The organism is Candidatus Methanoperedens sp., assembly GCA_012026795.1.
Taxonomy (GTDB): Archaea; Halobacteriota; Methanosarcinia; order Methanosarcinales; family Methanoperedenaceae; genus Methanoperedens.
In genome coordinates this window covers 26530-48205 of record VEPM01000008.1, presented here as the reverse complement: position 1 = coordinate 48205, position 21676 = coordinate 26530, and the positions used below count along the sequence as shown (strand labels likewise).

General features: G+C 41.1%; 24 protein-coding genes. 16 read left to right on the top strand and 8 right to left on the bottom strand.

The annotated features are described in order from the left end of the window. Nucleotides 1-3 precede the first annotated feature (3 nt). From FIB07_03800 to FIB07_03750, 11 genes are all read left to right on the top strand, one after another. Nucleotides 4-1929: an SH3 domain-containing protein gene (locus FIB07_03800; protein ID NJD51971.1), complete on the top strand. Its 1926-nt coding sequence runs from the start codon at nt 4-6 to the stop codon at nt 1927-1929. Nucleotides 1930-1997: 68 nt separating this feature from the next. Continuing rightward, a complete protein-coding gene (locus FIB07_03795; GenBank protein NJD51970.1) occupies nt 1998-5192 on the top strand; it encodes a DUF4157 domain-containing protein in 3195 nt (1064 codons plus the stop codon). A gap of 37 nt (nt 5193-5229) precedes the next feature. Next, nucleotides 5230-5694 carry a hypothetical protein gene (locus FIB07_03790; protein ID NJD51969.1) on the top strand — a complete coding sequence of 155 codons (465 nt, stop codon included), beginning with the start codon at nt 5230-5232 and terminating at the stop codon, nt 5692-5694. A 111-nt stretch (nt 5695-5805) separates the two neighbouring features. Further along, nucleotides 5806-7062 carry an adenosylhomocysteinase gene (locus tag FIB07_03785; GenBank protein ID NJD51968.1) on the top strand — a complete coding sequence of 419 codons (1257 nt, stop codon included), beginning with the start codon at nt 5806-5808 and terminating at the stop codon, nt 7060-7062. Beyond that, nucleotides 7062-8147: an aminoglycoside phosphotransferase family protein gene (locus FIB07_03780; GenBank protein NJD51967.1), complete on the top strand. Its 1086-nt coding sequence runs from the start codon at nt 7062-7064 to the stop codon at nt 8145-8147. Before FIB07_03785 ends, FIB07_03780 begins: the two co-directional genes overlap by 1 nt. Before the next feature lie 8 nt (nt 8148-8155). Next, nucleotides 8156-8710 carry an adenylyl-sulfate kinase gene (locus FIB07_03775; protein NJD51966.1) on the top strand — a complete coding sequence of 185 codons (555 nt, stop codon included), beginning with the start codon at nt 8156-8158 and terminating at the stop codon, nt 8708-8710. After that, nucleotides 8700-9497 carry an inositol-1-monophosphatase gene (locus FIB07_03770; protein NJD51965.1) on the top strand — a complete coding sequence of 266 codons (798 nt, stop codon included), beginning with the start codon at nt 8700-8702 and terminating at the stop codon, nt 9495-9497. The genes FIB07_03775 and FIB07_03770 overlap by 11 nt, the downstream gene beginning before the upstream one ends. Before the next feature lie 16 nt (nt 9498-9513). Then, nucleotides 9514-9918, top strand: a complete 405-nt coding sequence (locus FIB07_03765; GenBank protein ID NJD51964.1) for a DUF126 domain-containing protein — start codon at nt 9514-9516, stop codon at nt 9916-9918. Then, entirely contained in the window at nt 9915-10136 is a 222-nt protein-coding gene (locus tag FIB07_03760; protein NJD51963.1) for a hypothetical protein, read from the top strand. The genes FIB07_03765 and FIB07_03760 overlap by 4 nt, the downstream gene beginning before the upstream one ends. Before the next feature lie 185 nt (nt 10137-10321). After that, complete coding sequence (locus FIB07_03755; GenBank protein ID NJD51962.1) at nt 10322-12589, top strand: ATP-dependent endonuclease; 2268 nt, start codon at nt 10322-10324, stop codon at nt 12587-12589. 12 nt (nt 12590-12601) lie between these two features. Further along, the gene (locus FIB07_03750) at nt 12602-14494 is read left to right on the top strand and encodes an ATP-dependent helicase (protein ID NJD51961.1); all 1893 of its coding nucleotides are present in this window, start codon (nt 12602-12604) and stop codon (nt 14492-14494) included. A 629-nt stretch (nt 14495-15123) separates the two neighbouring features. On the opposite strand, the gene FIB07_03745 is transcribed toward FIB07_03750, so the two are convergent. Then, the gene (locus tag FIB07_03745) at nt 15124-15546 is read right to left on the bottom strand and encodes a type II toxin-antitoxin system VapC family toxin (GenBank protein NJD51960.1); all 423 of its coding nucleotides are present in this window, start codon (nt 15544-15546) and stop codon (nt 15124-15126) included. Continuing rightward, nucleotides 15524-15805 carry a hypothetical protein gene (locus tag FIB07_03740; GenBank protein ID NJD51959.1) on the bottom strand — a complete coding sequence of 94 codons (282 nt, stop codon included), beginning with the start codon at nt 15803-15805 and terminating at the stop codon, nt 15524-15526. Before FIB07_03740 ends, FIB07_03745 begins: the two co-directional genes overlap by 23 nt. A 246-nt stretch (nt 15806-16051) precedes the next feature. On the opposite strand from FIB07_03740, the gene FIB07_03735 reads away from it, so the two are divergent. The 3 genes from FIB07_03735 (at nt 16052) to FIB07_03725 (ending at nt 17509) form a co-directional block, all read left to right on the top strand. After that, on the top strand, nt 16052-16369 hold the full coding sequence (locus FIB07_03735; protein NJD51958.1) for a hypothetical protein: 318 nt from the start codon (nt 16052-16054) through the stop codon (nt 16367-16369). Further along, entirely contained in the window at nt 16366-16569 is a 204-nt protein-coding gene (locus FIB07_03730; protein NJD51957.1) for a hypothetical protein, read from the top strand. Before FIB07_03735 ends, FIB07_03730 begins: the two co-directional genes overlap by 4 nt. A gap of 448 nt (nt 16570-17017) precedes the next feature. After that, nucleotides 17018-17509, top strand: a complete 492-nt coding sequence (locus tag FIB07_03725) for an ATP-binding cassette domain-containing protein (protein NJD51956.1) — start codon at nt 17018-17020, stop codon at nt 17507-17509. A gap of 41 nt (nt 17510-17550) precedes the next feature. On the opposite strand, the gene FIB07_03720 is transcribed toward FIB07_03725, so the two are convergent. Then, nucleotides 17551-17874 carry a helix-turn-helix transcriptional regulator gene (locus tag FIB07_03720; protein NJD51955.1) on the bottom strand — a complete coding sequence of 108 codons (324 nt, stop codon included), beginning with the start codon at nt 17872-17874 and terminating at the stop codon, nt 17551-17553. Nucleotides 17875-17966: 92 nt separating this feature from the next. Between FIB07_03720 and FIB07_03715 the strand changes: the two genes are divergently transcribed. Beyond that, entirely contained in the window at nt 17967-18635 is a 669-nt protein-coding gene (locus FIB07_03715; GenBank protein NJD51954.1) for a class I SAM-dependent methyltransferase, read from the top strand. Nucleotides 18636-18660: 25 nt separating this feature from the next. Here FIB07_03715 and FIB07_03710 read toward each other — a convergent pair whose 3' ends face one another. From FIB07_03710 to FIB07_03690, 5 genes are all read right to left on the bottom strand, one after another. Further along, nucleotides 18661-19293, bottom strand: coding sequence for a TIGR00730 family Rossman fold protein (locus FIB07_03710; GenBank protein ID NJD51953.1), 633 nt, complete (start codon nt 19291-19293; stop codon nt 18661-18663). 83 nt (nt 19294-19376) lie between these two features. Further along, the gene (locus FIB07_03705; protein ID NJD51952.1) at nt 19377-19586 is read right to left on the bottom strand and encodes a hypothetical protein; all 210 of its coding nucleotides are present in this window, start codon (nt 19584-19586) and stop codon (nt 19377-19379) included. Next, the gene (locus tag FIB07_03700) at nt 19586-19816 is read right to left on the bottom strand and encodes a hypothetical protein (GenBank protein NJD51951.1); all 231 of its coding nucleotides are present in this window, start codon (nt 19814-19816) and stop codon (nt 19586-19588) included. The genes FIB07_03705 and FIB07_03700 overlap by 1 nt, the downstream gene beginning before the upstream one ends. A gap of 63 nt (nt 19817-19879) precedes the next feature. After that, entirely contained in the window at nt 19880-20221 is a 342-nt protein-coding gene (locus tag FIB07_03695) for a succinate dehydrogenase, cytochrome b556 subunit (GenBank protein NJD51950.1), read from the bottom strand. Between the two features lie 2 nt (nt 20222-20223). Next, entirely contained in the window at nt 20224-20982 is a 759-nt protein-coding gene (locus FIB07_03690; GenBank protein ID NJD51949.1) for a succinate dehydrogenase/fumarate reductase iron-sulfur subunit, read from the bottom strand. A 157-nt stretch (nt 20983-21139) separates the two neighbouring features. Between FIB07_03690 and FIB07_03685 the strand changes: the two genes are divergently transcribed. Then, entirely contained in the window at nt 21140-21541 is a 402-nt protein-coding gene (locus FIB07_03685) for a hypothetical protein (protein NJD51948.1), read from the top strand. Nucleotides 21542-21676 lie beyond the last annotated feature (135 nt).

Below are 21676 nucleotides of genomic sequence, written 5' to 3'. Positions count from 1 at the left end.
AACTTGGGTGAAGCAGTAAAGGCAGAAGCTAAAAAGCCTGTGACAAATAAGGATAGAGAGAACAGGGCTTCCCCTAAAATGATGGAAGTTTCTCACGTTGCAGGTTCGCCTTTTGAACAGATGCTGTTACTCCAGAGAACCATCGGTAACCAGGCAGTCGGGAGGCTTCTTAAATCAGGAGCCTTGCAGGCAAAACTTAAAGCCGGCCAACCAGGAGATACCTGCGAGCAGGAAGCTGACAGGGTGGCCGGGCAGGTCATGAGGATGCCGCAGGTTCAGTTTCTGGAAGAAGAGACGGTCACTGCCATCGACCCCCACGCGAGCCTTGACAGGATTCCGGCCGGTGGCGAGACTCGTGACCTCACGGGCATTGTCGCCTGGGATAGGAGTCCTGTGCTGCGGCTGCGCTCATCACCCGATACGACCGTGGACAATGTCATCACCAGCCTTCCATTCAGTACGCACGTCCAGGTTATCAAGGTGTTTCCGGGTGGCTGGAGTCTTGTGAGTACTGAACACGGTGAGCTGGGGTATGCTGCCAGCGAATACATCAAGACAAACCTGCCTGAACCGAACGCCGGGATTCACCGGGTCGAGGCTGGAACGCCTGGCTTTGCCATCTCAATAGCCGAGCGCTACTACAAGGAATATGCCGATGACTGGGGACAGGACCTGCGTTTCTATGTTAATGTGCTGGCCTGGGCAAACAAGAAGCCAGTACCGAATACCACGGATGGCTGGAAATCTGTCGCGTTTGACGCCATGGACCTGATCTGGGTTCCCAGCCCGACGTTCGCACGCAGCCTCAGGGGCACGGTCGGCTCCGGCTCCATCTCGCACGACATCGCCGAAAGCATCGGCGTTGCGGACTTCCTCGATCGCACCGGTGAGCTCTGGAGCGACTTTAAGAGTGCAATCAAGCTCTCGCTATCATACATCCCTGAGGCTGTCGCACGTTACGCCGCCGCTGCGGTCGTGGACATACTTATATCCCTGATGCTACTGGTTGTCGCGGCTGCCGCGATCCTGGCGATCTCAACCGCGATCGGCGCAGCCATCGGGGCGCTGGCTGGAGGGGTGGGCGCAGCACCCGGAGCAGCGGCTGGCTTTGAAGTGGGGCTGGCGTTGATAAACTGGCTCGGCCTCGGTATGCTTGTGGTCTGGGTCGTTAGCGCCTTAATCGATGTGGGTGCAGCGTTTGGAAGTTTCCTCGGAATGGTATGGGATGCGCGCGGGGACAAGAAGGCGCTCGATTCCGCAGCCCGCCAGTTTGCAGAGGCGATCGGGATATTGGTGGCCGTGCTTCTGGAGGCTATCGTGGCCTATGTCGCCTCGGTCGGAATGAAAAGAGGTCTGGGCGTCCTCAGGGCAAGCCCGCGCGGCAAAGCTTTCAACAACAGCGCCTTTGGTGATTGGCTCAACGAACGCGTCCGCACATATCGGTCCGGGGAGGGCCCGATCAAGAGCCCGCTCGACACCATCAAGGGCATAGTCCGCAACGTCACACTGGTTGACGGTAATAAATCTCCCCTGGGTGAGTTCGATGGCATCGATATGAATAAAGGGGAGTTCCTGGAGAACAAATCGGCAGCTGGCCTCGATAAGCCGAACCCGCGCACCGGATTGCCGCAGCAGAGCCCTAAGGATTGGGCTTTAAAGCAGATATACAAAAAGACGAAGGTGCGGATCTCGGCGCTGGCGAGCGCTGCGGGGACGACTGGGACGGGCAAGGTACCGACGATCGCACAGATTCGGGGCTTTCGGCAGCTGCGCTTCCTCATAGATATGGACTCCCCGGCCATCCGCGCAGCGGTCTATGCAGAAATCGCGAAGTTAAAGACCGAAAACCCGGGCTGGAGTTTCTCAGCCGACTTCGGGGTAACCATCAGCCCTCCCCCTGTGCGCAGCGACGACCCTGAGCAGGAGTAATGTGTGTCCACGGGCGATTCATACTCATCACCTATTATTGAAAAAATTAAATCTGCTGGAGAAAACAAATGGTAGAAGCAACACAGGTGTCGGCAAAGGCATCTGTAGCAAATAAAGAAAATAAAGTCCCATCGACGCAAAAACCCGATTTTGTCCAATCGATGAATTCCCCGGTCGAACAGATATTGTTCCTCCAGAGAACCATCGGGAACCAGGCAGTTGGCGGGCTTATAAGGTCAGGAGTTTTACAGGCTAAACTCAATGTTGGCCAGCCAGGGGATATCTATGAGCAGGAGGCTGACAGGGTGGCAGAGCGGGTCATGAGGATGCCCCATATGCAAGTGCAGGGGTCAAGAGGGACAGAGGTTTCAGGTCATGGCCATCCCATCCAGCGCAAGTGTCCGGGGTGTAACAAAGGAACAAAGACCGCAAAGGAAGAGGAAGATGAAAAACTCCTGAAAAAAGAAGCTTCCGGCACGACCCCTGGAGTCCAGGCAAACTCTGATCTGCAACAGAAGTTAAATAGCTCAAAAGGAGGCGGAAGAACCTTACCTGAGGATACGCGCTCTTCATTCGAATCTGCCATTGGGGCGGATTTCAGTAATGTGAATATCCATACAGGAACCGATGCCGCAGAAATGAATAAGGAACTGGGTGCCCAGGCATTTACACATGGTTCGGATATTTATTTCAATGAAGGGAAGTATGATCCTGCGTCGATTTCAGGTAAGCGTTTGCTGGCGCATGAGTTGACGCATACGGTGCAACAGGGGAGCGCCCTTCGTACCAAAAAACAGACTGCAGGGGTGGAAGGCGGATATTTAACCGGTGTACCGGATGTCCAGGCCGCCTGGTATAATTTCGACATTCCTTTTACAGATTACCAGTTTGACCCGAGTATTGAGGGAGTCAAAAATGCGGCAAATATTGCTATAGATACAGCAGTTGAAGGTTTTGAATGGATTGTTGATGAGATCAAAGCGCTGATTTCTTCAGGAATAGACTGGTTGAATGAGAAGTGGAATTCTATTAAGGAATTTGCATTATCAGGATTTGAGTCATTAAAAAATTCTTTCAATGATATCATTGGTTTTGTCCAAAGCCCGCTAAGCTTTATAGAAAATGCTATAATGAGCTTTGATGCAGAATCACTGGCTGCGGCCTGGAAAAAGTTTACGGGAATTGTTGCCGGGATCTGGAAAGGTTTTAAGGTATTGACTGATAATTTGCTTGATCAGGTCAATAGTATCTGGGAAGGGATAAGCGGGTTTGCTACCTCATTATTGGACAGGGTCTATGCCCGTACTCAAAATTTCTTATTTAAAAAGCTGCCCGATGCTTTGCAGAAAATTGCATATGCCCTGATTGATAAGGTCAAAAGCCTGTGGAAGACCATTAATGACGGATGGGAAACAATATTTAATAAGATTAAAACCTGGATTGACAGCGCCCTTGATACAATCTCCAAATTCGTCCTTCGTGTTCTATCCTTTGGGATAAATACTATAATTGAGGGAATCAGGCAATTCGGGGAACTTGTATTATTTCTTAAGGATCTATTTGCAAATCCAAAAAAATACCTCGGCATACTTGCAGCTAAAGGCGTAGAGGCACTTGAAGGTGTGGAAGGAAGGTTCTCCGGGATAGTCAGTAAATATTTCGGGAACAGTAAAAAAACCGGGGCCACAACAGCCATAACCGGGACAATCCAGAGACAACAGGATACAGGCAATGCTGCCGAAGTAAAAAATTCAGCAGGCTGGAGTGAAATCGGCAGCGGTGTACTGGAGATGATGGGCAAGAAATGGAATGAGTTCAAATCCAATCCCTGGTCTGTTGTGACAGGCTTGCTGTGGGATATGTTTTTGCCAATTGTCGGAAATGCCAAGGATGTTATCCAACTGTTTAAAGACATCTGGAAAATAGTAACCGGGCCTTTAAGCGCAGGTTCTCTTGAAGAACTGTGGACGAGTTTTTTGCAATTGCTGGATATCCCGATTCTCATTTATAATACAGTAGTTAGTATCCTGATGCGATCACTGATGTTACCTCTGATCGTAGCCTCATTCATTCCTCATCCGCTGGTTAAAGGAATCGCTGCCGCTGTTGGTTATAGTTTGTTGGGTTCGTTTGTACAGGCTGAACTTATAAATGTCGGACATAAATTATTACTTCTGAAAACAGGAGTCACGACAAAAGCCCAGAAAGAAGAGGCTTACAATCGTATCGCAGACAGTTTTATTGCCCTGGCAATGACAGCAGTAATTATTGTGGTTATGCTTATTCTCCATTTTATTGCTAATGTAATAAAAGGCATCTATAGTTTTGTAAAAGGCAAAGTCTTCCGTGTTGAAACGGCACCTGCGGAAGGGAAAGGCTTACCCAAAAGCGAAGGAAAGGCTGCGCCTGAAGAAGGTAAGGCATCCAAAGCAGGAGAGACCCCCAAGCTTGAAGGAGAGATTGCATCAAGAGACGGGCAAAGGTCAATAAAAGTTACGGAAAAAGGCAAGATATGGATTTGTGCGTCACCGTGCGAGGAAATCCGATTGAAATATGAGGCACAAATAAAAGAAAATCCAAAATTCAATGATCGTATTAAAGCTCTTGAAGAAGGCTATTCAGATTTGCCTCCTGAGCAGAAATCGGTAAGAGATGCACAGATCAGGCAACTGGAACAGGAACTTGCAGACATTAAGCTTGCGAAGGAAGGAGGAGTACGCGCACCAGGAGAAGTAAAATGGCCGCCGACTCCGCCCAGAGGAGATAAGCCCCCTATTACTGCCCCTGATGCCGCCGAATGGAGATACCAGAGGTATGTTTATGAAAAATTCAAGGAAGGAGCTGCAAAGAAGGATATCCTTCCTCCGGATGAATGGATGCAAAGGTACTTTGATCCGACAGCAGAAGGAGGAAGACCCGGAAGACCGGGCGGTCCGGAACAGGTGGCAGCTAAAAAAGAACTGGCGGCAGAAGGTATAAGAATAGTCGAAAATGTCGAACTTGGAGGAAGATATCCCGATGGTGTTGACACCAGACCAAATTCACTTGGAGGAAAGGGATATTTCGAGGTAGGTAAAATGCTGGATAGTGGAATCCCGGAAGCGAGAGAACGGGTAAAAATAGCAGATGAGATCAAAGCTATGGGACCAAAAGATACGGTTACTTTTGTGGACAAGACTGATGTGTCAAAACGCGTAACCTATCAGAAAGGAAGCACACCGGAAAATCCGACATCAAGGACATTTGAGCCGGGAAAAGAATAGAAAATAATTTAAGTGTAAACTTTAAAAGTGGAAAGAAATGAAATATTATTTAAGGGTATTTTGCCAGAAAAGCACTCCTGTTTCTCCAGAAGAGGTTATTGGATTCATCAAAGATGGATTCTTTTTTGAACAGAACCCGCAGATAACATTACAAAAAGAAAATGATTTAAACTGGGAGATTAAAATCGTTTATGACAGAGAAAGGGAACCGGTGATTATCTCAACGCGTCCTGATGATAAAGAAAGCAAAAAAGAAATTGAAGAGATAAAATTTGTTTTGGATATATCGAAAGAAAGCAAAAAGAAAGAAATGATTTCAGGACTCGTTAACTCAACAAATGCCGTATATACGCTGCAAATAAATCAAGATGAGATCACAGATGATTGCTGGGAAATGCTGGATTCTGTTGAAGCCATGCTGATGAGATTGTGTAACGGTATTCTTTTTACATCTGATAATGAATTTTTTGACCAGAAATTACAGAAAATATATAAGTTATAGTGGAAGATCAGTGTTTTTCAGCTTTAGTTTATATGCCTGTAAAACCCCACAACTTTAATATCCATCTAAAGCATTTAACATCCGTTTTAAGAATTAAATAAAGGGATTACGATGAAAGATTATATTTTAAAAGACATAAACCTTGCAGATGAAGGTAAACAGAGAATAGAATGGGCACGAAGACACATGCCCGTCCTCCAGAAAATAAAAGAGCAATTCGAGAAAGAAAAGCCTCTTGAAGGAATTAATGTGGTGGCATGTCTCCATGTGACTGTTGAAACTGCCAATCTTATTTACACCCTGAAAGCAGGAGGCGCAAATATAGCTCTTACTGCCTCAAATCCTCTCAGCACACAGGATGATGTGGCGGCTGCGCTTGCCTCGGAAGGAATTAAAACCTTTGCTATAAAAGGCATGAACGAAAAGCAATATTACGAATGCCTTGAAGAAGCGCTCAAGATCAAGCCGCATGTGACGCTTGATGATGGCGCAGATACTATTGCGCTTGTGCATTCCAAACACCAGGATCTTATCAAGAACATAAAAGGCGGATGCGAAGAGACCACAACAGGTGTTATCAGGCTTCGTGCAATGGCGGCTGATGGCGCTCTTAAATATCCTGTCATAGCTGTAAATGATGCAGAGACAAAGATGATGTTTGACAACCGCTATGGAACAGGACAGAGCACATTACACGGGATAATGAATGCCACGAACATCCTGTTCGCAGGAAAAACCATCGTTGTCGCAGGATATGGCTGGTGCGGGCGCGGTGTTGCCTCACGGGCGCGCGGGCTTGGCGGCAATGTGGTTGTCGTGGAAGTCGAGCCAAGAAAAGCCCTCGAAGCTGTTATGGATGGCTACAGGGTCATGCCGATGAAGGAAGCGGCAAAAATCGGGGATCTGTTCATTACTGTCACAGGAGATATCTCGGTGCTTCGAAAAGAGCATTTCCAGGTCATGAAAGACCAGGCAGTCGTATGCAATTCAGGCCATTTCAATGTTGAAATAGATATCCCTGACCTTGCCAGACTGGCAAAGAACGTCAGCCAGATAAAGAATGATGTCCAGGAATATGCAATGAAAGACGGACGAAGGATCTATATCCTTGCAGAAGGAAGGCTTGTGAACCTTGCAAGCGCGTTCGGGCATCCTCCTGAAGTCATGGATATGAGCTTTGCGAACCAGGCTCTTGCTGTAAAATTGATTTCGGAGAAAGGAGATACACTTGAGAACCAGGTTTATAAGGTTCCTCCTGAAGTTGACAGCATGGTTGCAAAATTAAAGCTTGATTCAATGGGTATTGAAATAGAAACACTGACAGAAGAGCAGGATAAATATCTCCATTCATGGACTATGGGAACATGATGCAGTTGCAGGTCAAAGCGGTTGAGAATTACCTGGAAGGGCTATACGGAAGCTCAAAGGTCACAAAGATCGGTGAGCTTGGCGGCATTCCGGTTGAGGTCGAGGAAGGAATAAAAGGTTTCGGGTATGGCAAGCCGTACCTGATCGAATTTGAAGCAGGCGGGAAAGAGCATTCGGTAGTTCTTTCTTCCATGCGCGTCCAGAAAGGTTTTGGCCATGACCATTTTTCCGACAGGGCACAGATCCTCATATGGCAGAACTCGGTATTCAACAACCTGCCAGGTCACGTAAAATCGCTTGATGTGGGCTACTTCACGCATGACGGGGAGCTTTATTCATCCGGCAAAGCCGAAGAGTATTTTATTTTAATGGAAAAGATAGAAGGGAAAGAGTATTTTATTGATCTTGAAAGAATAAAAAAGGACGGAAAACTCACATCTCTTGACAGGGACAGGACACTTGCGCTGTCATCTTATCTTGCCAGGATACATGCAAATAAACATGACGACCGTGAATTGTATCTCCGGAAAATCAGGGATCTTGTGGGGCATGGCGAATGCATTATGGGATTGCTGGACAGCTATCCTGATAATCTTGATTTTGTGAGCCAGGATGACCTCTGTGCTATTGAGAGGAAATGCGTGGACTGGCGCTATAAAATTAAAGGTAATACACAGCGTTTGTGCATGACGCATGGCGATTTCCATCCCTGGAACATAATGTTTCGCCAAGGTACGGATTTCACGGTGCTTGACAGGAGCCGGGGTGAATGGGGCGAGGCGGCAGATGATGTTTCCTCAATAACAATGAACTACCTGTTCTATTCTCTCCAGAAATACGGGGAACTTAAAGGGCCATTTAAGGAAATGTTTGAGATGTTCTTTGATAATTACCTTGAAAAAACAGGCGATATGGAGTTATTGAAAGTCATCCAGCCGTTTTATGTTTTCAGGTCGGTTGTGGTTGCAAGCCCTGTATGGTATCCCAATCTTGATCCGGCTGTGAGGACAAAGATATTTAATTTTATAAATAATATCCTTGATAGCGAAGAGTTTGATTATAAGAATGTGAATTCTTATTTATAGGGATTAAAATGGCTTTTGCAGTATGGTTTACGGGTCTTCCGGGAAGCGGTAAAACAGTGATCGCCTCCAGGACCGCTGCTATTCTTATAAACGAAGGCATTGATGTAAAGATTCTCCAGTTAGATGAGATTAGAAAAGTTCTTACCCCGGACCCGAAATATACGGATGAGGAGCGGGATATCGTATATGCGTCCCTTGCCTATATGGCAAAACTCGTGACAGAGTGCGATATGAATGTTTTTATCGATGCGACAGCGAACAAAAGGAAATATCGTGATGCGGCACGAAACCTGATCCCGCAATTCGGTGAAATATATATCCGCTGCCCTCTTGAAGTATGCATGGAACGTGAAGCCCACAGGAAAGCTATTTTTTCACCAAGAGGGATTTATGAAAAATCAGCAAAGGTTGGTGCCAATGTTCCCGGTGTAAACGTTGCTTATGAGGAACCCATTGATCCGATTATCATAATCGATAGCGATAAAACAAGGCCGGATACCAGTGCAAATATCGCAGCTGATGCTATTATTAACTATTTCGGGGACATGTTAAATGGAAGTTGAGACTTTAGTTGAGATCGGCGTTGAGATGCGTGATGTTATTAGCTCATTTATCGAAGAAAACGAGGATTATGGCGAAATGCTTGTGCAGCGCCCAAAGGATATCACGCGCAAGATGGACATGGCTGCTGAAAATGCGCTTGATGCCGCTCTTCTGGCAAGAGGACTTTCTGCAAGGATAATTTCCGAGGAGCTTGGCGACCGCATTGTTGGAAAGCATCCTGATTTCATGCTTGTTGTCGATCCTATTGACGGTTCAACGAATGCAACATGCGGAATACCATTTTTCTGCACGTCCCTTGCTTATACCGATAAAACCGAAATCGCCACTTTTGATGATATCAGCATGGCAGTGATATGCGATATCCAGGGGAATACATATTGTGCAGAAAGAGGAAAAGGCGCATTTTTAAATGAAAAACAGATGAGAGGGAAAAAGCGGGGAACGAGGCTAAAACCAGTCGTATCGGTTTATTCTTATGGCGTCCCTCATGTACCTGAGGGTCTGATCGAGTTTGAAAAATCCATAATTGTCAGGGCGCTTGGAAGTATTGCGCTTGATATGTGTTTTGTTGCAGACGGGACACTTGACGGGCTTATCGACACGCGGGGACTTGTAAGCGGTTATGACATCATGGCATCTGCTCTGGTATTGAAGGAATCCGGTGGAACTCTTACAGACCTTAAAGGTAACAATCTGACAAATAATGTCCAGGTAACGGGTTTATCGATTGCAGGAACAAAAAACAGCGAACTTCATGAAAAGATCATAAGGATGCTGGAAGTTTGATAATAATATAATGACAATGACCACAAAACTCAAAGCGCATATTGTCTCGCGGGGGAAAGCAGAGGGCGATGCACTTGTGAGCACGCAACCCATTTCTTTCCTGGGAAGCGTTGATGTAAAAACAGGTATTGTTGTGGAGAAGGGGCATGAGCTTTTTGGTTCGAGCATCAAGGATAAAGTGCTTGTATTCCCTGGCGGGAAAGGCTCAACTGTTGGCTCTTATTCGATTTACCAGCTCAAAAAGAATGGCGCTGCGCCAACGGCTATGATAAATATAAGGACTGAGCCGATCGTGGCAGTGGGTGCAATAATCTCGGATATCCCGCTTGTTGATAATCTGGAAGAAAATCCTGTTAGTTTAATAAAAAATGGCGATAAGGTTTTAGTTGATGCGATATTAGGAAGTGTTGAAATTTTATGACTGAAGAAGATAAAGGCTATACCGAAATAAAGATGAATTCAGGCTGGTTCATGACTATCTCGATGCAAAAAAGCGATAAATTCGAGGAAGAAAAGGAATATTGTGAGATTGCCAAGGAAAGAAGCGGCCAGAAGAGAGGAAGGTTCAATATCAATCCGAAGTATGTGCGGGTGCTGGGCGAGGCGCTGGTCAGGTTTGCGGATGAGAACAAGCTATAGGGGATTTTTGGAGGTTATAGATAAGATAATTTGGAATATTTTGAGAAATATATTGATTAAAATGTGCTTCCTGACTTAGGAGATTTGGAAGAATATGGCATAACTCGCGCCCCAAGATCGCCCGGCGCCTGTGTCAGAAGCAAGAGAAGAAGAGTTTTTGAATGAGGATAAAAAGGTGGTGAAGCATGAGAATTAAGTTTGTAGAAATACAGAATTTTAGAAAACTTAAGTCTTGTCGAATTGATTTTTCTGAAAAAGAAACCGTTTTTGTTGGAGCAAATAATAGCGGTAAGACATCAGCTATGGACGCATTGATTATCTTCCTGAAGGAAAAGAAGCTATCTCCAACAGATTTTACTATTTCAAATTGGATTGGAATAAATGAAATAGGCAAATCCTGGACTGAAGAAAAAAAAGGTGATTTGCCAGATATTTCAATAAAAAAATGGGAACAATATTTGCCATTCTTAGATGTTTGGATACAGGTTGAAGAAAAAGAAGTACATTATGTAAGTAACTTGATACCTACATTGGATTGGGAAGGCGGTTTACTAGGAGTTCGTTTAAGATTCGAACCTAAAACTGTAGAAGAATTATATAACGATTTTAAGAATTCATATAATGCTGCCAAAAAAACAACTGAAAAAGCAAAAGAAAGTAAAGGGGATAAAATCAAACTGAAGCTTTGGCCCCATTCAATGAGGGATTATTTAGACAAACAATTACTTTCTCGCTTCACTATTCGTGCGTATATTCTCAACCCTAAAGAATGTAAAGAACCTAACGAAGGAATCGCTACCCCTCAAAATATACCAATTGATAACCAAAGTCTCAATGAAGATCCTTTTAAAGGTTTGATCAAGATAGATCTAATAAAAGCTCAGCGCGGATTCTCTGATTCAAATACACCAGAAAATAGAGGAACACAAAAGTTTTCGGGGAATCTTACAGCTCAATTCAGAGAATATTTTTCGAATCACCTCAATCCTTCTGATTTACCCGACCCTGAAGATGTTGAGGCATTACAGGCGATTGAGGAAGCGCAGTCCACTTTCGATAATAAATTAAGAGAAAGTTTTCGTTTTCCACTGAGCGAGCTTGAAAAACTAGGGTATCCCGGATTTAACAATCCACGAATTACTTTATCTAGTAAATTAGAACCCATTGATAGTTTAAATCACGCATCAGCAGTTCAATTTGATGTTATAAAAAATGAAGAATCTGGATCACCATTTCCCTTTCGTCTTCCAGAAAAATACAATGGATTAGGTTATCAAAATCTTATCTCTATAGTCTTTAATTTAATTCGGTTTCGTGATGAATGGATGCGGGTAGGTAAAATAGGAAAGACAAATTCTAAATCCGATGGAATACATACTATTGAACCATTACACTTAGTTTTGGTTGAAGAACCTGAAGCTCATTTACATGCACAGGTTCAACAAGTTTTTATTAATAAAGCTTTTAGTGTACTTCGTAATCATGAATATTTAAAAGAAGGAAAACAATTCTCTACTCAGCTAGTTGTCAGCACACATTCAAGTCATATAGCTCATGAGATAGATTTTACCAGTCTGCGTTACTTTCGTAGAAAACCTGCAGAAAAATGTGGCGAGGTTCCCATAGCAACAGTTGTTAATCTTTCAAAAACTTTCGGAAAAGAAAATGATGATGCAATAAGATTTGCAATTCGGTATCTAAAGACAACTCATTGTGATCTCTTCTTTGCTGATGCTGCCATCCTCGTAGAAGGATCAGCAGAACGGATGCTTGTTCCTCATTTTATTCGAAATTATTTTCAAGGACTTACAAGTAGTTATATTTCTTTGTTAGAAATTGGAGGTAGCCATGCTCACCTTCTGAAACCTTTGATTGAAGATTTGGGGCTCATTTCTTTAATTATTACAGATATAGATTCTGTTGATCCTAAAAAGAATAATTCTTCTGTTCATCCAGCAAGAGGTAAAGAATACGTAACTGGAAATACTACACTTAAAAAATGGATTCCTAAATTAGACAATATAGACGAATTAATAGAAGTAAAAGATGATAAAAAAATAAGCAATTCTTCTATAACTCGAGTCGCATATCAAATCCCTAAAAAGATTAAAATATATGATAATGAAGAAGAGGCTATTTCTTACACATTTGAAGATTCTTTAGTATTTGAAAATATTCAAATGTTTAGGGATTTAACCGGGAATGGACTCATTAAAAAGTTTAAAAATGCCATAGAACAAAATAAAAATGCAGAGGGATTGGGTGCTGCTATGTTTGATGTAATAAAGGGTAATAATGTGAAAAAAGCAGAGTTTGCTCTGGATTTACTTTTTTTGGAAAAATCGGAGAAACTGAATCCTCCGACTTATATAAATGAAGGCTTATCTTGGTTAACGGAGAAATTAAAATTAGAACAAAAAGACTTTTTAGAAGTAGATAATAAACTGAAGTGAGGAAAAAAATCGATGGCTCTTAGTATTAATGATAACGATATTGATGAAAAGATTTATAGTTGTCTAGACTTAGATAATCCATTGAGTTTTTTTCTTTTTGCAGGTGCCGGTTCAGGAAAAACGAGATCATTAGTGAATGTTTTATCTAAAATACGAGAAAATAATAGACAACGCTTAAGACTGAACGGTCAACAGATTGCTGTTATTACATATACTAATGCAGCATGTGATGAAATTAAACATCGTTTAGAGTATGATCCTCTTTTTTCTATATCAACAATACATAGTTTTGTCTGGGAATTAGTAAAAAGTTATCAATTAGATATAAAAAAGTGGATTAAGATAAATTTAGAGAACGAAATTGCAGAATTAGAAAAAGAAAGAGCAAAAGGGAGACCAGGTACTAAAACAGCAATAGATAGAGAATACAAAATAGAAACGATGACAAAGAGATTAGAAGGCCTCAATAATATAAAACTCTTTACTTATAATCCAAATGGGGATAACAGAAGTCGAGATTCCCTTAATCATAGTGAGGTAATTAATATCGGTGCAAATTTTTTGATAAATAAATCTTTAATGCAGAACATTCTAACAAAAAAATATCCAATTTTATTGATAGATGAAAGCCAAGATACTAAAAAGGAACTTATTGAGGCTTTTTTTAAAGTACAATTAAATAACCGAAAACATTTTTCATTGGGCTTATTTGGCGATACAATGCAACGTATTTATAACGACGGTAAAGTAGATCTTGGGCAAAATTTACCTGACGATTGGATAAAACCAGCAAAGATAATGAATCATCGAAGCTCAAAACGAATAATCAAATTAATAAACAAAATACGCAATTATGTTGATGATCATCAACAAGAGCCAAGACCAGAAAAGGAAGATGGGCATGTCAGATTATTTATTGTTTCCTCTGATGTTACTGATAAGATTAAAGTGGAGAATAAGATTTCTGAAATAATGTCATGTATCACTGGTGATGAGTTGTGGTCAGGGACTAATCCTGAAGTTAAAATTCTTACCTTAGAACATCACATGGCAGCCCGCAGAATGGGATTTATAGAATTATTTGGGCCCCTTTACAAGGTAGATCAACTAAGAACCGGTTTATTGGATGGCTCTCTTCCTGGACTTCGTTTTTTTACTAAACTGGTCCTTCCTTTGATTAAAGCCAAAAAAAGTGGAGATGATTTTACCCTTGCTCGAATTGTTAGACAATTTTCACCTTTAGTTAGTAAAAATAGTTTAAAAGAGAAAGAAGATCAACTTAACCAAATAAAACAAGCAAGTAATAATGTAAATTTATTATTTTCCCTTTGGAAGAATGATGAGAATCCACGGTTAGTTGATATTCTTTATACTATTGCATCATCTGGTTTATTCAACATACCTGAAAGTCTGCTTCCGATAGCAAACAGAACAAAAGATGAACAAAAAATTGTTGAAGATGATTCAGAACAAGTTGGTAGTGAAGAAGACAGAGATAATTTAATTGATGCTTGGGATAATGCACTTTCGAGTCCATTTAGTCAAATTGAAGCATATGATGAATATATTTCAGATAGATCAAGGTTTGGCACACACCAAGGTGTAAAAGGTCTTGAGTTTCCCCGTGTAATGGTAATTCTTGACGATGAAGAATCTAAAGGTTTTTTATTTAGTTATGAAAAATTATTTGGTGCAAAATCACAATCTTCAACAGATTTAAAAAATGAACAAGAAGGAAAAGAAACCAGCATTGATAGAACAAGAAGGCTTTTTTATGTGACATGTAGTAGAGCAGAAAAAAGCTTGGCTATTGTTGCATATACAAATGCGCCCAGTAAGGTAAAAGAATATGTTATATCACAAAGTTGGTTTGAAGAAAATGAAATAGAATATCTTACAATATAAATTTAGAAGTTTGTATAGATAAATATTTTTTTGTCTTATATCCCGCCTTCACCATCTGTGGCTCCGAAAAAAGAAATGTGGGGATTTTGAAAAAGAGAAACAAAGAGATGCGATACTGTACGATTGCAGTTTATATTCATACATGCAGTTCCAGAGCAGGGAATCGATAACTAAATCCCCATTATTTGCATGGGCTTAATAAGTAACTTGATTTATTTATTCAAGCTGTTATTCAACTAAATATCCTGTTTATCTATATTCTCAGCATCGGTGCCCTTTCGGTAAAACAGGAACTTACAATGGTCGTTTAGCTTTTGGTGCCTGGTCTCCTGAATTCCGCATCAACCTGGCCCCCGATCGCTGCATATCCCACATGGTCAATATCACAGCGGGGACAACTCCGGAACACCGAAGGCCTTTCCATGCGAAAATGATACTATCGAATTGAAAACTATTTCCTATCCCGCTTTTCAGCAAAAAGATGGTTGCATGGGGAAGTTGACGCGCCGGAAATTAATCGTTGTTTTATTATAAAATAGTGCTTTGCAGCTTTGCATTTTTGCGATATTGATTGCATAGAACAGCGCATCACGGAAGCAGGCCGGAATAATCCAAATAATCGAAAAATTTTATTCAGTCAATCTAAACCTGGATAAAAACTGCTTTGCGCTGAGTACCTTGAATTCCTTTGCATTCAATTTTAAAAAGTGTCGGTTCTCCGAGATCAGGTATTTTGCGCCAATCCATTCTGTGAACGCGCCGATCACTGAATCTTCTTTTTTGAGACCTTTTGTTATGTATTTTTCAAGCAATACATTCGGTATTTCAGCATCTTCAACTACTTCGAACCATCCCGATTCCGAAATGAATTTCCTGACCTTTCCGGCCTGGTCTTTACCGGATTCCATCTTAATATTTTCAGAAACCTCTTCAAGAACAATAGAAGGTATTACAGCATGCATATTTTTACAGGCACGTAAAACAAGGATGCATTCTTTCTTTTTTGCAAGAAACGCGAACAGGAACTCATTACTGTCCAGCACTACCTGCATATTTTTTTCTCCAGATATCTTTTCTGACTTTTTCTGCCTGCAAGAGAATTTCCTGGTCAGATTTATCTGTCTTTTGGGTATCCGTAATCAATTCTTCAAAATTTATTGTCCACTGGTCAGTAGCTTTTTCTTTTGTTTCAATAAGCCTGCGGACTGCATCGGTCATGAATTCAATCTCATCCGAATACTCACCTATAGAGATGAAAAATTTCATTCTTTTTGATAATCTTTCAGGCAGACATTGAATTAAGTCAGTCATTTAAATCATCCATGTGGATATTGGTTTAATAATATGTATATCTTTGTTTACGCTATGGTGCCTGGTCTCCTGAATTCCACATCAACCCGGCCCCCGACCGCTGCATGTCCCACAAGGTCAATATCACAGCGGGGGCAACTCCGGAACACCGAAGGCCTTATAATTCTACATTAATCATTTTTAGTACGCATGTTAAATTTAATTAAGGAAACTTTATAAATATGAAAGCCTATTAATAATTAATTTATGAGTGCCGAGATTGTTAAAGTTTTGGATTACCAGTTGTCTCATGGTCTCGAATTTGAGAAAAAGTACATAGATTCAACTATAAATAAAATATTCAAAGTAGAGCTTTCAATGGTGAAACATGAAATAAAAAAGATTGAAAGTAAACTCTCTGAATTTGAAAGCTACTATAAGATGAGTTCCGATACTTTTTATGAAAAATTTAATGAAGGAAAAATGGGCGATGACAGGGGATACATAAAATGGTTTGCTTATAAAGACACATATAATAAGCTGATGGAACGTTTAATGGAGATCGAAAAAATAGTTCATGCTTGAAAATTTTCTTGCGTGAAAAATATTCCTATCACCTGCAAAAAGGAGATGAATTCATAATCAGATGGGATAATGCACCTCATCACAGGGAATTATCTACTTTTCCATATCATGTACATGATAAAAGTGGCGTGCACAAATCGAAAGAAATGACTATGGATGAAATCCTTGAAGAGCTTTCTGATAAAGTTATGCCTGAATAACATGGAAAAAAGATTTCTCTGTATCGGTGCCTTTTCGGTAGAACATACAATGGTCGTTCATGTATGGTACATGGTCTCCCGAATTCAGCATTTACCTGTCCCCAAATCGCTGCATACCCCCACAAGGTCAATATCATAGTCGGGAGCAACTCCAGAACATCGAAGGCCTTAGAACGTGGAAGGAAACAGCTCATCAACAGGTAGCTCCATTGAAAACCACAATTCTTTTAATGAGGGCAGAATACAGGTTAAAATATATATGCTTCATTTCCTAGTTTTTTAACCTGTTTATTTCAGGAAATTGAATCAGGAGTGCAGACGGGATGGTAAAATCATCTTTCACTACCTTTTCCCTGCCGATTCTTTGAACGCCGTTATAAACCTGCTCTGATCCAGTGGCTTTGCCTTTTTCCATAAGGCATGGAATTCTTTTTTAAGATTATTTGCCATGTCTTTATCAAGAAATGAGACCGCAGCCAGGTATTGCCCTGGGCTGGATGTTCCTACATCCGGAGAGATATTTCTTGATGGAAAAGATGTTACAAATATGAGCAGGGATAAAAGGGCAGAGTACAGGTTGAAGCATTTAGGCTTTATATTCCAGTTTTTCAACCTTTTTAACGAGCTTACAGCCCTTGAGAATGTAATGTTCCCGATGATGCTGAATAAGCAGACAGGTTATAAACAGCGTGCAAGGGAACAACTTGAGATTGTAGGTCTTGGTAACAGGATCAATCACCTTCCATCTGAACTTTCAGGCGGCCAGCAACAGCGTGTCACTATTGCCCAGGCGCTTGCTAACAATCCCGGTATTCTCCTGGCTGACGAGCCCACGGGCAATATGGATACCAGGTCTTCAAAGGAGATCATTGAACTTTTCAGGAGATTAAACCTCGAAAATGGGCAGACTATCCTGAATGGAAAAATAGAAAATCTATGAAAATTCAAAAAATAATATCTCTTCATGCTTGGATTCTTGCATTAAAGATACCATTCTTCGAGCATTTTCCAGATCTCATTTAGAATAGACGCCAATTTTCCTCCTCGCTCTGTCAAGGAGTATTCCACCCTGGGAGGAATTTCTGCATATGCCCTGCGATTAATAAGTTTAATACCCTCAAGCTGCTTTAATCTCTTAGCCAGTGTTCTGGGGCTGATGCCAGCAAGTCTCTGTTTAATCTCATTGAATCGAAGGGTTCCGCCCTCTTCCAGGCAGTGCAAAATTTCTATGGAACCTTTTTCACTGAGGCAGTGAACTGCTTTTTCGATTTTCTCGTTCTTTGGAATCTTATACTTGCTTACCATAAGTTCTATTACTATACTGCAATACCCTTACTAATCTAAATAGTTTACTTTTAATACTAATAATAAAAAGAATACAAAGGAGAATAAGTAAAATGCATCAGCAAATAAATACAGGACCTCCTGAAATCAATGTGCAAACCAGCAGCGAATGGATAGGCGTGAGGGGAAGAATCGGAGCCTGGTACCTCAACAGCCCTTTAAGAAGGCTGTCTGAAATCATGTTTTTAGGCGATCTTAAATCTGCCTTCTTAAACGAAGTTTCTCGTATAATCATGGGTGATGAAGTTGTATTAGATGTTGGGGCAGGGTCAGGATATTTTAGCCTTGCGATTGCAGGGAGGCTGACAAGCGGTAAGGTAATTTGCCTTGATTTATCGGAAGAAATGTTGCATCGACTTGTAAGTGTTGCAGACAAAAAGTGGCTCGGTGACAGGATTCAAATACTCAAAGGAGAAGCGTCTTCTATTAAACTCAGCGATGGTTTTGTAGATTTAGTCGTATCTAACGGTGTCTTCCATGAGCTTTCTGAGCCGGGGTCGTGTTTAAAAGAAATGATCAGGGTTCTGAAACCAGGTGGTTGGTTAATTGTCACAGACTTCAGGAATACGAGGATCGGCAAGCGGACAGGCGCAGCCCATAATAGGGAGGCTCATGGACCGCTAAGCGTTGATGAATTAGGAACTCTTTTTGCTGATGCTGGTCTTGGTAATGTGAAAGTCTATCCGGTAAAACATTGGGTTGTAGGAGTGGGTAAGAAATAGGATTCATAAGGGCTGGTTATAACTTTCAAAACCACTTGCCTGGCAATTGCTTCGGAGCATATCGTTTTATATAATCTATCGCATCCTGGGCGGATTTTGAAACATAGTATAGTTCTTTAAAATCCTTTTTCGCAAAATTCTCCTGGTAACCAATTTCAAACTGAGCTATCAGATTATCATAGTAGCCGTTCGTATTTATGAAAACAATCGGTTTATTATGAAGCTGGAGCTGCTTTAGAGTAAGTATCTCCATAATTTCTTCCATCGTCCCAAAACCACCAGGCAATGCGATAAACGCATCAGACTTTGATTCAATGATCTCCTTCCTGTCACGCAAATTATTTGATGTTATTAGCTCATCGGCAGTTTGATACGCAATGCCCTTCTCTACCAGTGACCTGGGGATTACGCCAGTAACTTTTGCTCCGTGGTTTTGCGCACATCTTGCGATAATTCCCATTAACCCTACATCGGCTCCACCGAAAGTTAAATCAAAACCTTCCTGACCGAGCCTTTTTCCCAGGTCTATGGCTGTATCGCGGTATACAGAATTTACTGCTGAACTTGATGAACTGAAGACACAAACTGTTTTAATCATATTTTCCCTTTTCTGATGCGCTATATTACCATCACCTTTTGCAGCAAATGGTCTGAACACAATATAGTTTTATCGGCAGCAGTACAAATATGGGTTAATAAAAAACCCTGCGATTCAAAAACAGCACGGTATTTTTTTACATTCTATTTTTTATATATTAGCGCTCCTGCCAACACCCCGATTAAACCTATCAATATAAATCCAATACCTTGCATAGTGAATATCGCATCAATTGCTGATGCAATTCCCCAGAGTGTCAGGAAAAAACCTGTGGCTACGAGTGAAATCGCAACCCCGGAAATAAATAACTTTTTTCTTAGACCGGAAAGAAAATCTGTTATACTTTGCCGCACTAACTTTTTCCCCTTCCGAGCAGGCAACCCACAAATACCCCGCCCACGAATGCTCCTACCACATAAGCAAGAGGGTTTTTATTCACCTTCGCTTCAGCAGATTCTTTTTTCTCCATGACCGTTTTCTTTATTGATTCAGATAGTTCATTATATCTGTCTTCAAATTTAGCGGTCATTTCACTGAGCATATTTTGTATATCTTTTATTTCTTTTGCTTCTTCTTGTTGCATAAATTAACCTCCACAATCAATATTATGTATATGTCTATTATATATAGTTTGGTTGAAATCTTCTTATTGTGAGAACCTGCTTAAATATGCCCATATTATTAAGAAAATCCCAAAAACAGTAAGAACCCAGAACAATATTTTCTGTGCTTTCTCCGATATTCCAAAATCGATTGCAAATACCCGAAAACCATTAAGCGCATGAGGGATCACAAGTACTAAAAGGATCAATAAAGCTGTCCGGCCTGGTAAAAAAAGCGTGTTTATCAAGAAATCAAAGGGCGTTTTCACGCCGGAAAAATGAACCCACCAGATATGGATGAACAGGTAAATTACAAGCAATAATCCCGTAACGCGCTGGAGCAGCCATGCCCACATACCTGTGCCATAAGCTCTTTCTTTATCCATATTTACCTCAATATATTCTTAATTCTCCACATGATTATTTTTCTTATAAATCCTGTAATAGCAATTGTGGGGGGCACCTGTTTAGGACAGACTTCCACACACCTGTAAACGCGTTCACATTCCCAGACGCCGTTTGTAAAGTTTACTCCTGGTAGCATTTTTTGGCGATCCGGAAATCGTGGGTCTATATAGAACCGCCATGCTTTTGCAAGTGCGGCAGGCCCCAGGTAGTCTCTATCTCTGGTAGAAACAGGACATGCGCCGTAACAAAGACCACAAAGGATACAGGAGGCGTATCTATCAACTTTTTTTGTGTCCTTCTGCGACATCAGGTTCTCTTGCCGGGTTGTATTCTCAGCACCGAACCAGGGTTCAACTGATTCATAATGTTTGAAAAAAGGCTTCATATCAACTACCAGATCTTTGATAACAGGAAGGTTCGGTAAGGGTTCTATCAGGATCTCATCCCCTGACTTAAATTCCGGTTTTGCAAGAGGGCCGTATGGTGAGATCGTTAGCACTTTCTCATCAGCAATTTCAGATACCTGGGTACGGCATGCAAGCCGTTGCTTTTTGTTTATCAGCATAGCACATGAACCGCATACTGCTCCGCGGCATGAATACCTGAATGCCAGGGTGCTGTCAGTCTCATCCTGTATCTGGAAAAGCGCCTCCAGCACGGACATCTGAGTATTTGGTTTTACTTCAAATATCTCATATTTAGAGTTCTCCCCATCGAATCTCTTGATCTTAAATTTCATGGATTTCCCATTCACAAGAATACTATCTATAGCTATTGTTTGGATATATATTAATAGTTTGTTTGGTCAAAGAGTTTGTTAGATCAAGGAGTTTGATTGGAATATTTGATCGTTATATAAGATAGGTTCTTAAATCAATAGATTGTTAATCATACCAATGATCCCTGATTATAAAGATATTGCAGAATATATTATTAATAATTACAGGAATAAAGTGGTAGAAGTAGGCATTGGAAGCCTTCCCCAGGTTGCTCTTCTTCTCAAGGATAAATTGGATGTAGTAGTTACGGATATCAATGAACAGAAATATGCAGGAGTAAGATTTTGCAGGGATGATATCTTCAAACCTGATATGGGAATATACAGGAATGCATCCCTTATTTATGCTATCAGACCTCCCATTGATCTGCAGGATGCGATCGCTGCAATTGCAAGGGAAGTTGAAGCTGATCTTATCATACGGCCGTTCGGGAATGAAAAAGCAGACCTGATAAAATATTTTAAAGAATATTCTCTCGTGAATTATCAAAAAGCAAGATTTTATTTGTACAGGTCTTGATTTTAAATAAATGTGTACATATCTTGATTTTAAATGATAATCACACTTTTTTCACAAATCCATTTATGTACTACTAAATCAAAATCTTAAATTAGATTAGTGTTATAAATAATTGTTATATTTCAAGAATAAACT

Bases quoted from the DNA above. Each gene is read 5' to 3' on its own strand.
- FIB07_03795 (NJD51970.1), top strand. From the start codon at position 1,998: ATGGTAGAAGCAACACAGGTGTCGGCAAAGGCATCTGTAGCAAATAAA.
- FIB07_03790 (NJD51969.1), top strand. From the start codon at position 5,230: ATGAAATATTATTTAAGGGTATTTTGCCAGAAAAGCACTCCTGTTTCT.
- FIB07_03785 (NJD51968.1), top strand. From the start codon at position 5,806: ATGAAAGATTATATTTTAAAAGACATAAACCTTGCAGATGAAGGTAAA.
- FIB07_03780 (NJD51967.1), top strand. From the start codon at position 7,062: ATGCAGTTGCAGGTCAAAGCGGTTGAGAATTACCTGGAAGGGCTATAC.
- FIB07_03775 (NJD51966.1), top strand. From the start codon at position 8,156: ATGGCTTTTGCAGTATGGTTTACGGGTCTTCCGGGAAGCGGTAAAACA.
- FIB07_03770 (NJD51965.1), top strand. From the start codon at position 8,700: ATGGAAGTTGAGACTTTAGTTGAGATCGGCGTTGAGATGCGTGATGTT.
- FIB07_03765 (NJD51964.1), top strand. From the start codon at position 9,514: ATGACCACAAAACTCAAAGCGCATATTGTCTCGCGGGGGAAAGCAGAG.
- FIB07_03760 (NJD51963.1), top strand. From the start codon at position 9,915: ATGACTGAAGAAGATAAAGGCTATACCGAAATAAAGATGAATTCAGGC.
- FIB07_03755 (NJD51962.1), top strand. From the start codon at position 10,322: ATGAGAATTAAGTTTGTAGAAATACAGAATTTTAGAAAACTTAAGTCT.
- FIB07_03750 (NJD51961.1), top strand. From the start codon at position 12,602: ATGGCTCTTAGTATTAATGATAACGATATTGATGAAAAGATTTATAGT.
- FIB07_03745 (NJD51960.1), bottom strand. From the start codon at position 15,546: ATGCAGGTAGTGCTGGACAGTAATGAGTTCCTGTTCGCGTTTCTTGCA.
- FIB07_03740 (NJD51959.1), bottom strand. From the start codon at position 15,805: ATGACTGACTTAATTCAATGTCTGCCTGAAAGATTATCAAAAAGAATG.
- FIB07_03735 (NJD51958.1), top strand. From the start codon at position 16,052: ATGAGTGCCGAGATTGTTAAAGTTTTGGATTACCAGTTGTCTCATGGT.
- FIB07_03725 (NJD51956.1), top strand. From the start codon at position 17,018: ATGTCTTTATCAAGAAATGAGACCGCAGCCAGGTATTGCCCTGGGCTG.
- FIB07_03720 (NJD51955.1), bottom strand. From the start codon at position 17,874: ATGGTAAGCAAGTATAAGATTCCAAAGAACGAGAAAATCGAAAAAGCA.
- FIB07_03715 (NJD51954.1), top strand. From the start codon at position 17,967: ATGCATCAGCAAATAAATACAGGACCTCCTGAAATCAATGTGCAAACC.
- FIB07_03700 (NJD51951.1), bottom strand. From the start codon at position 19,816: ATGCAACAAGAAGAAGCAAAAGAAATAAAAGATATACAAAATATGCTC.
- FIB07_03695 (NJD51950.1), bottom strand. From the start codon at position 20,221: ATGGATAAAGAAAGAGCTTATGGCACAGGTATGTGGGCATGGCTGCTC.
- FIB07_03690 (NJD51949.1), bottom strand. From the start codon at position 20,982: ATGAAATTTAAGATCAAGAGATTCGATGGGGAGAACTCTAAATATGAG.
- FIB07_03685 (NJD51948.1), top strand. From the start codon at position 21,140: ATGATCCCTGATTATAAAGATATTGCAGAATATATTATTAATAATTAC.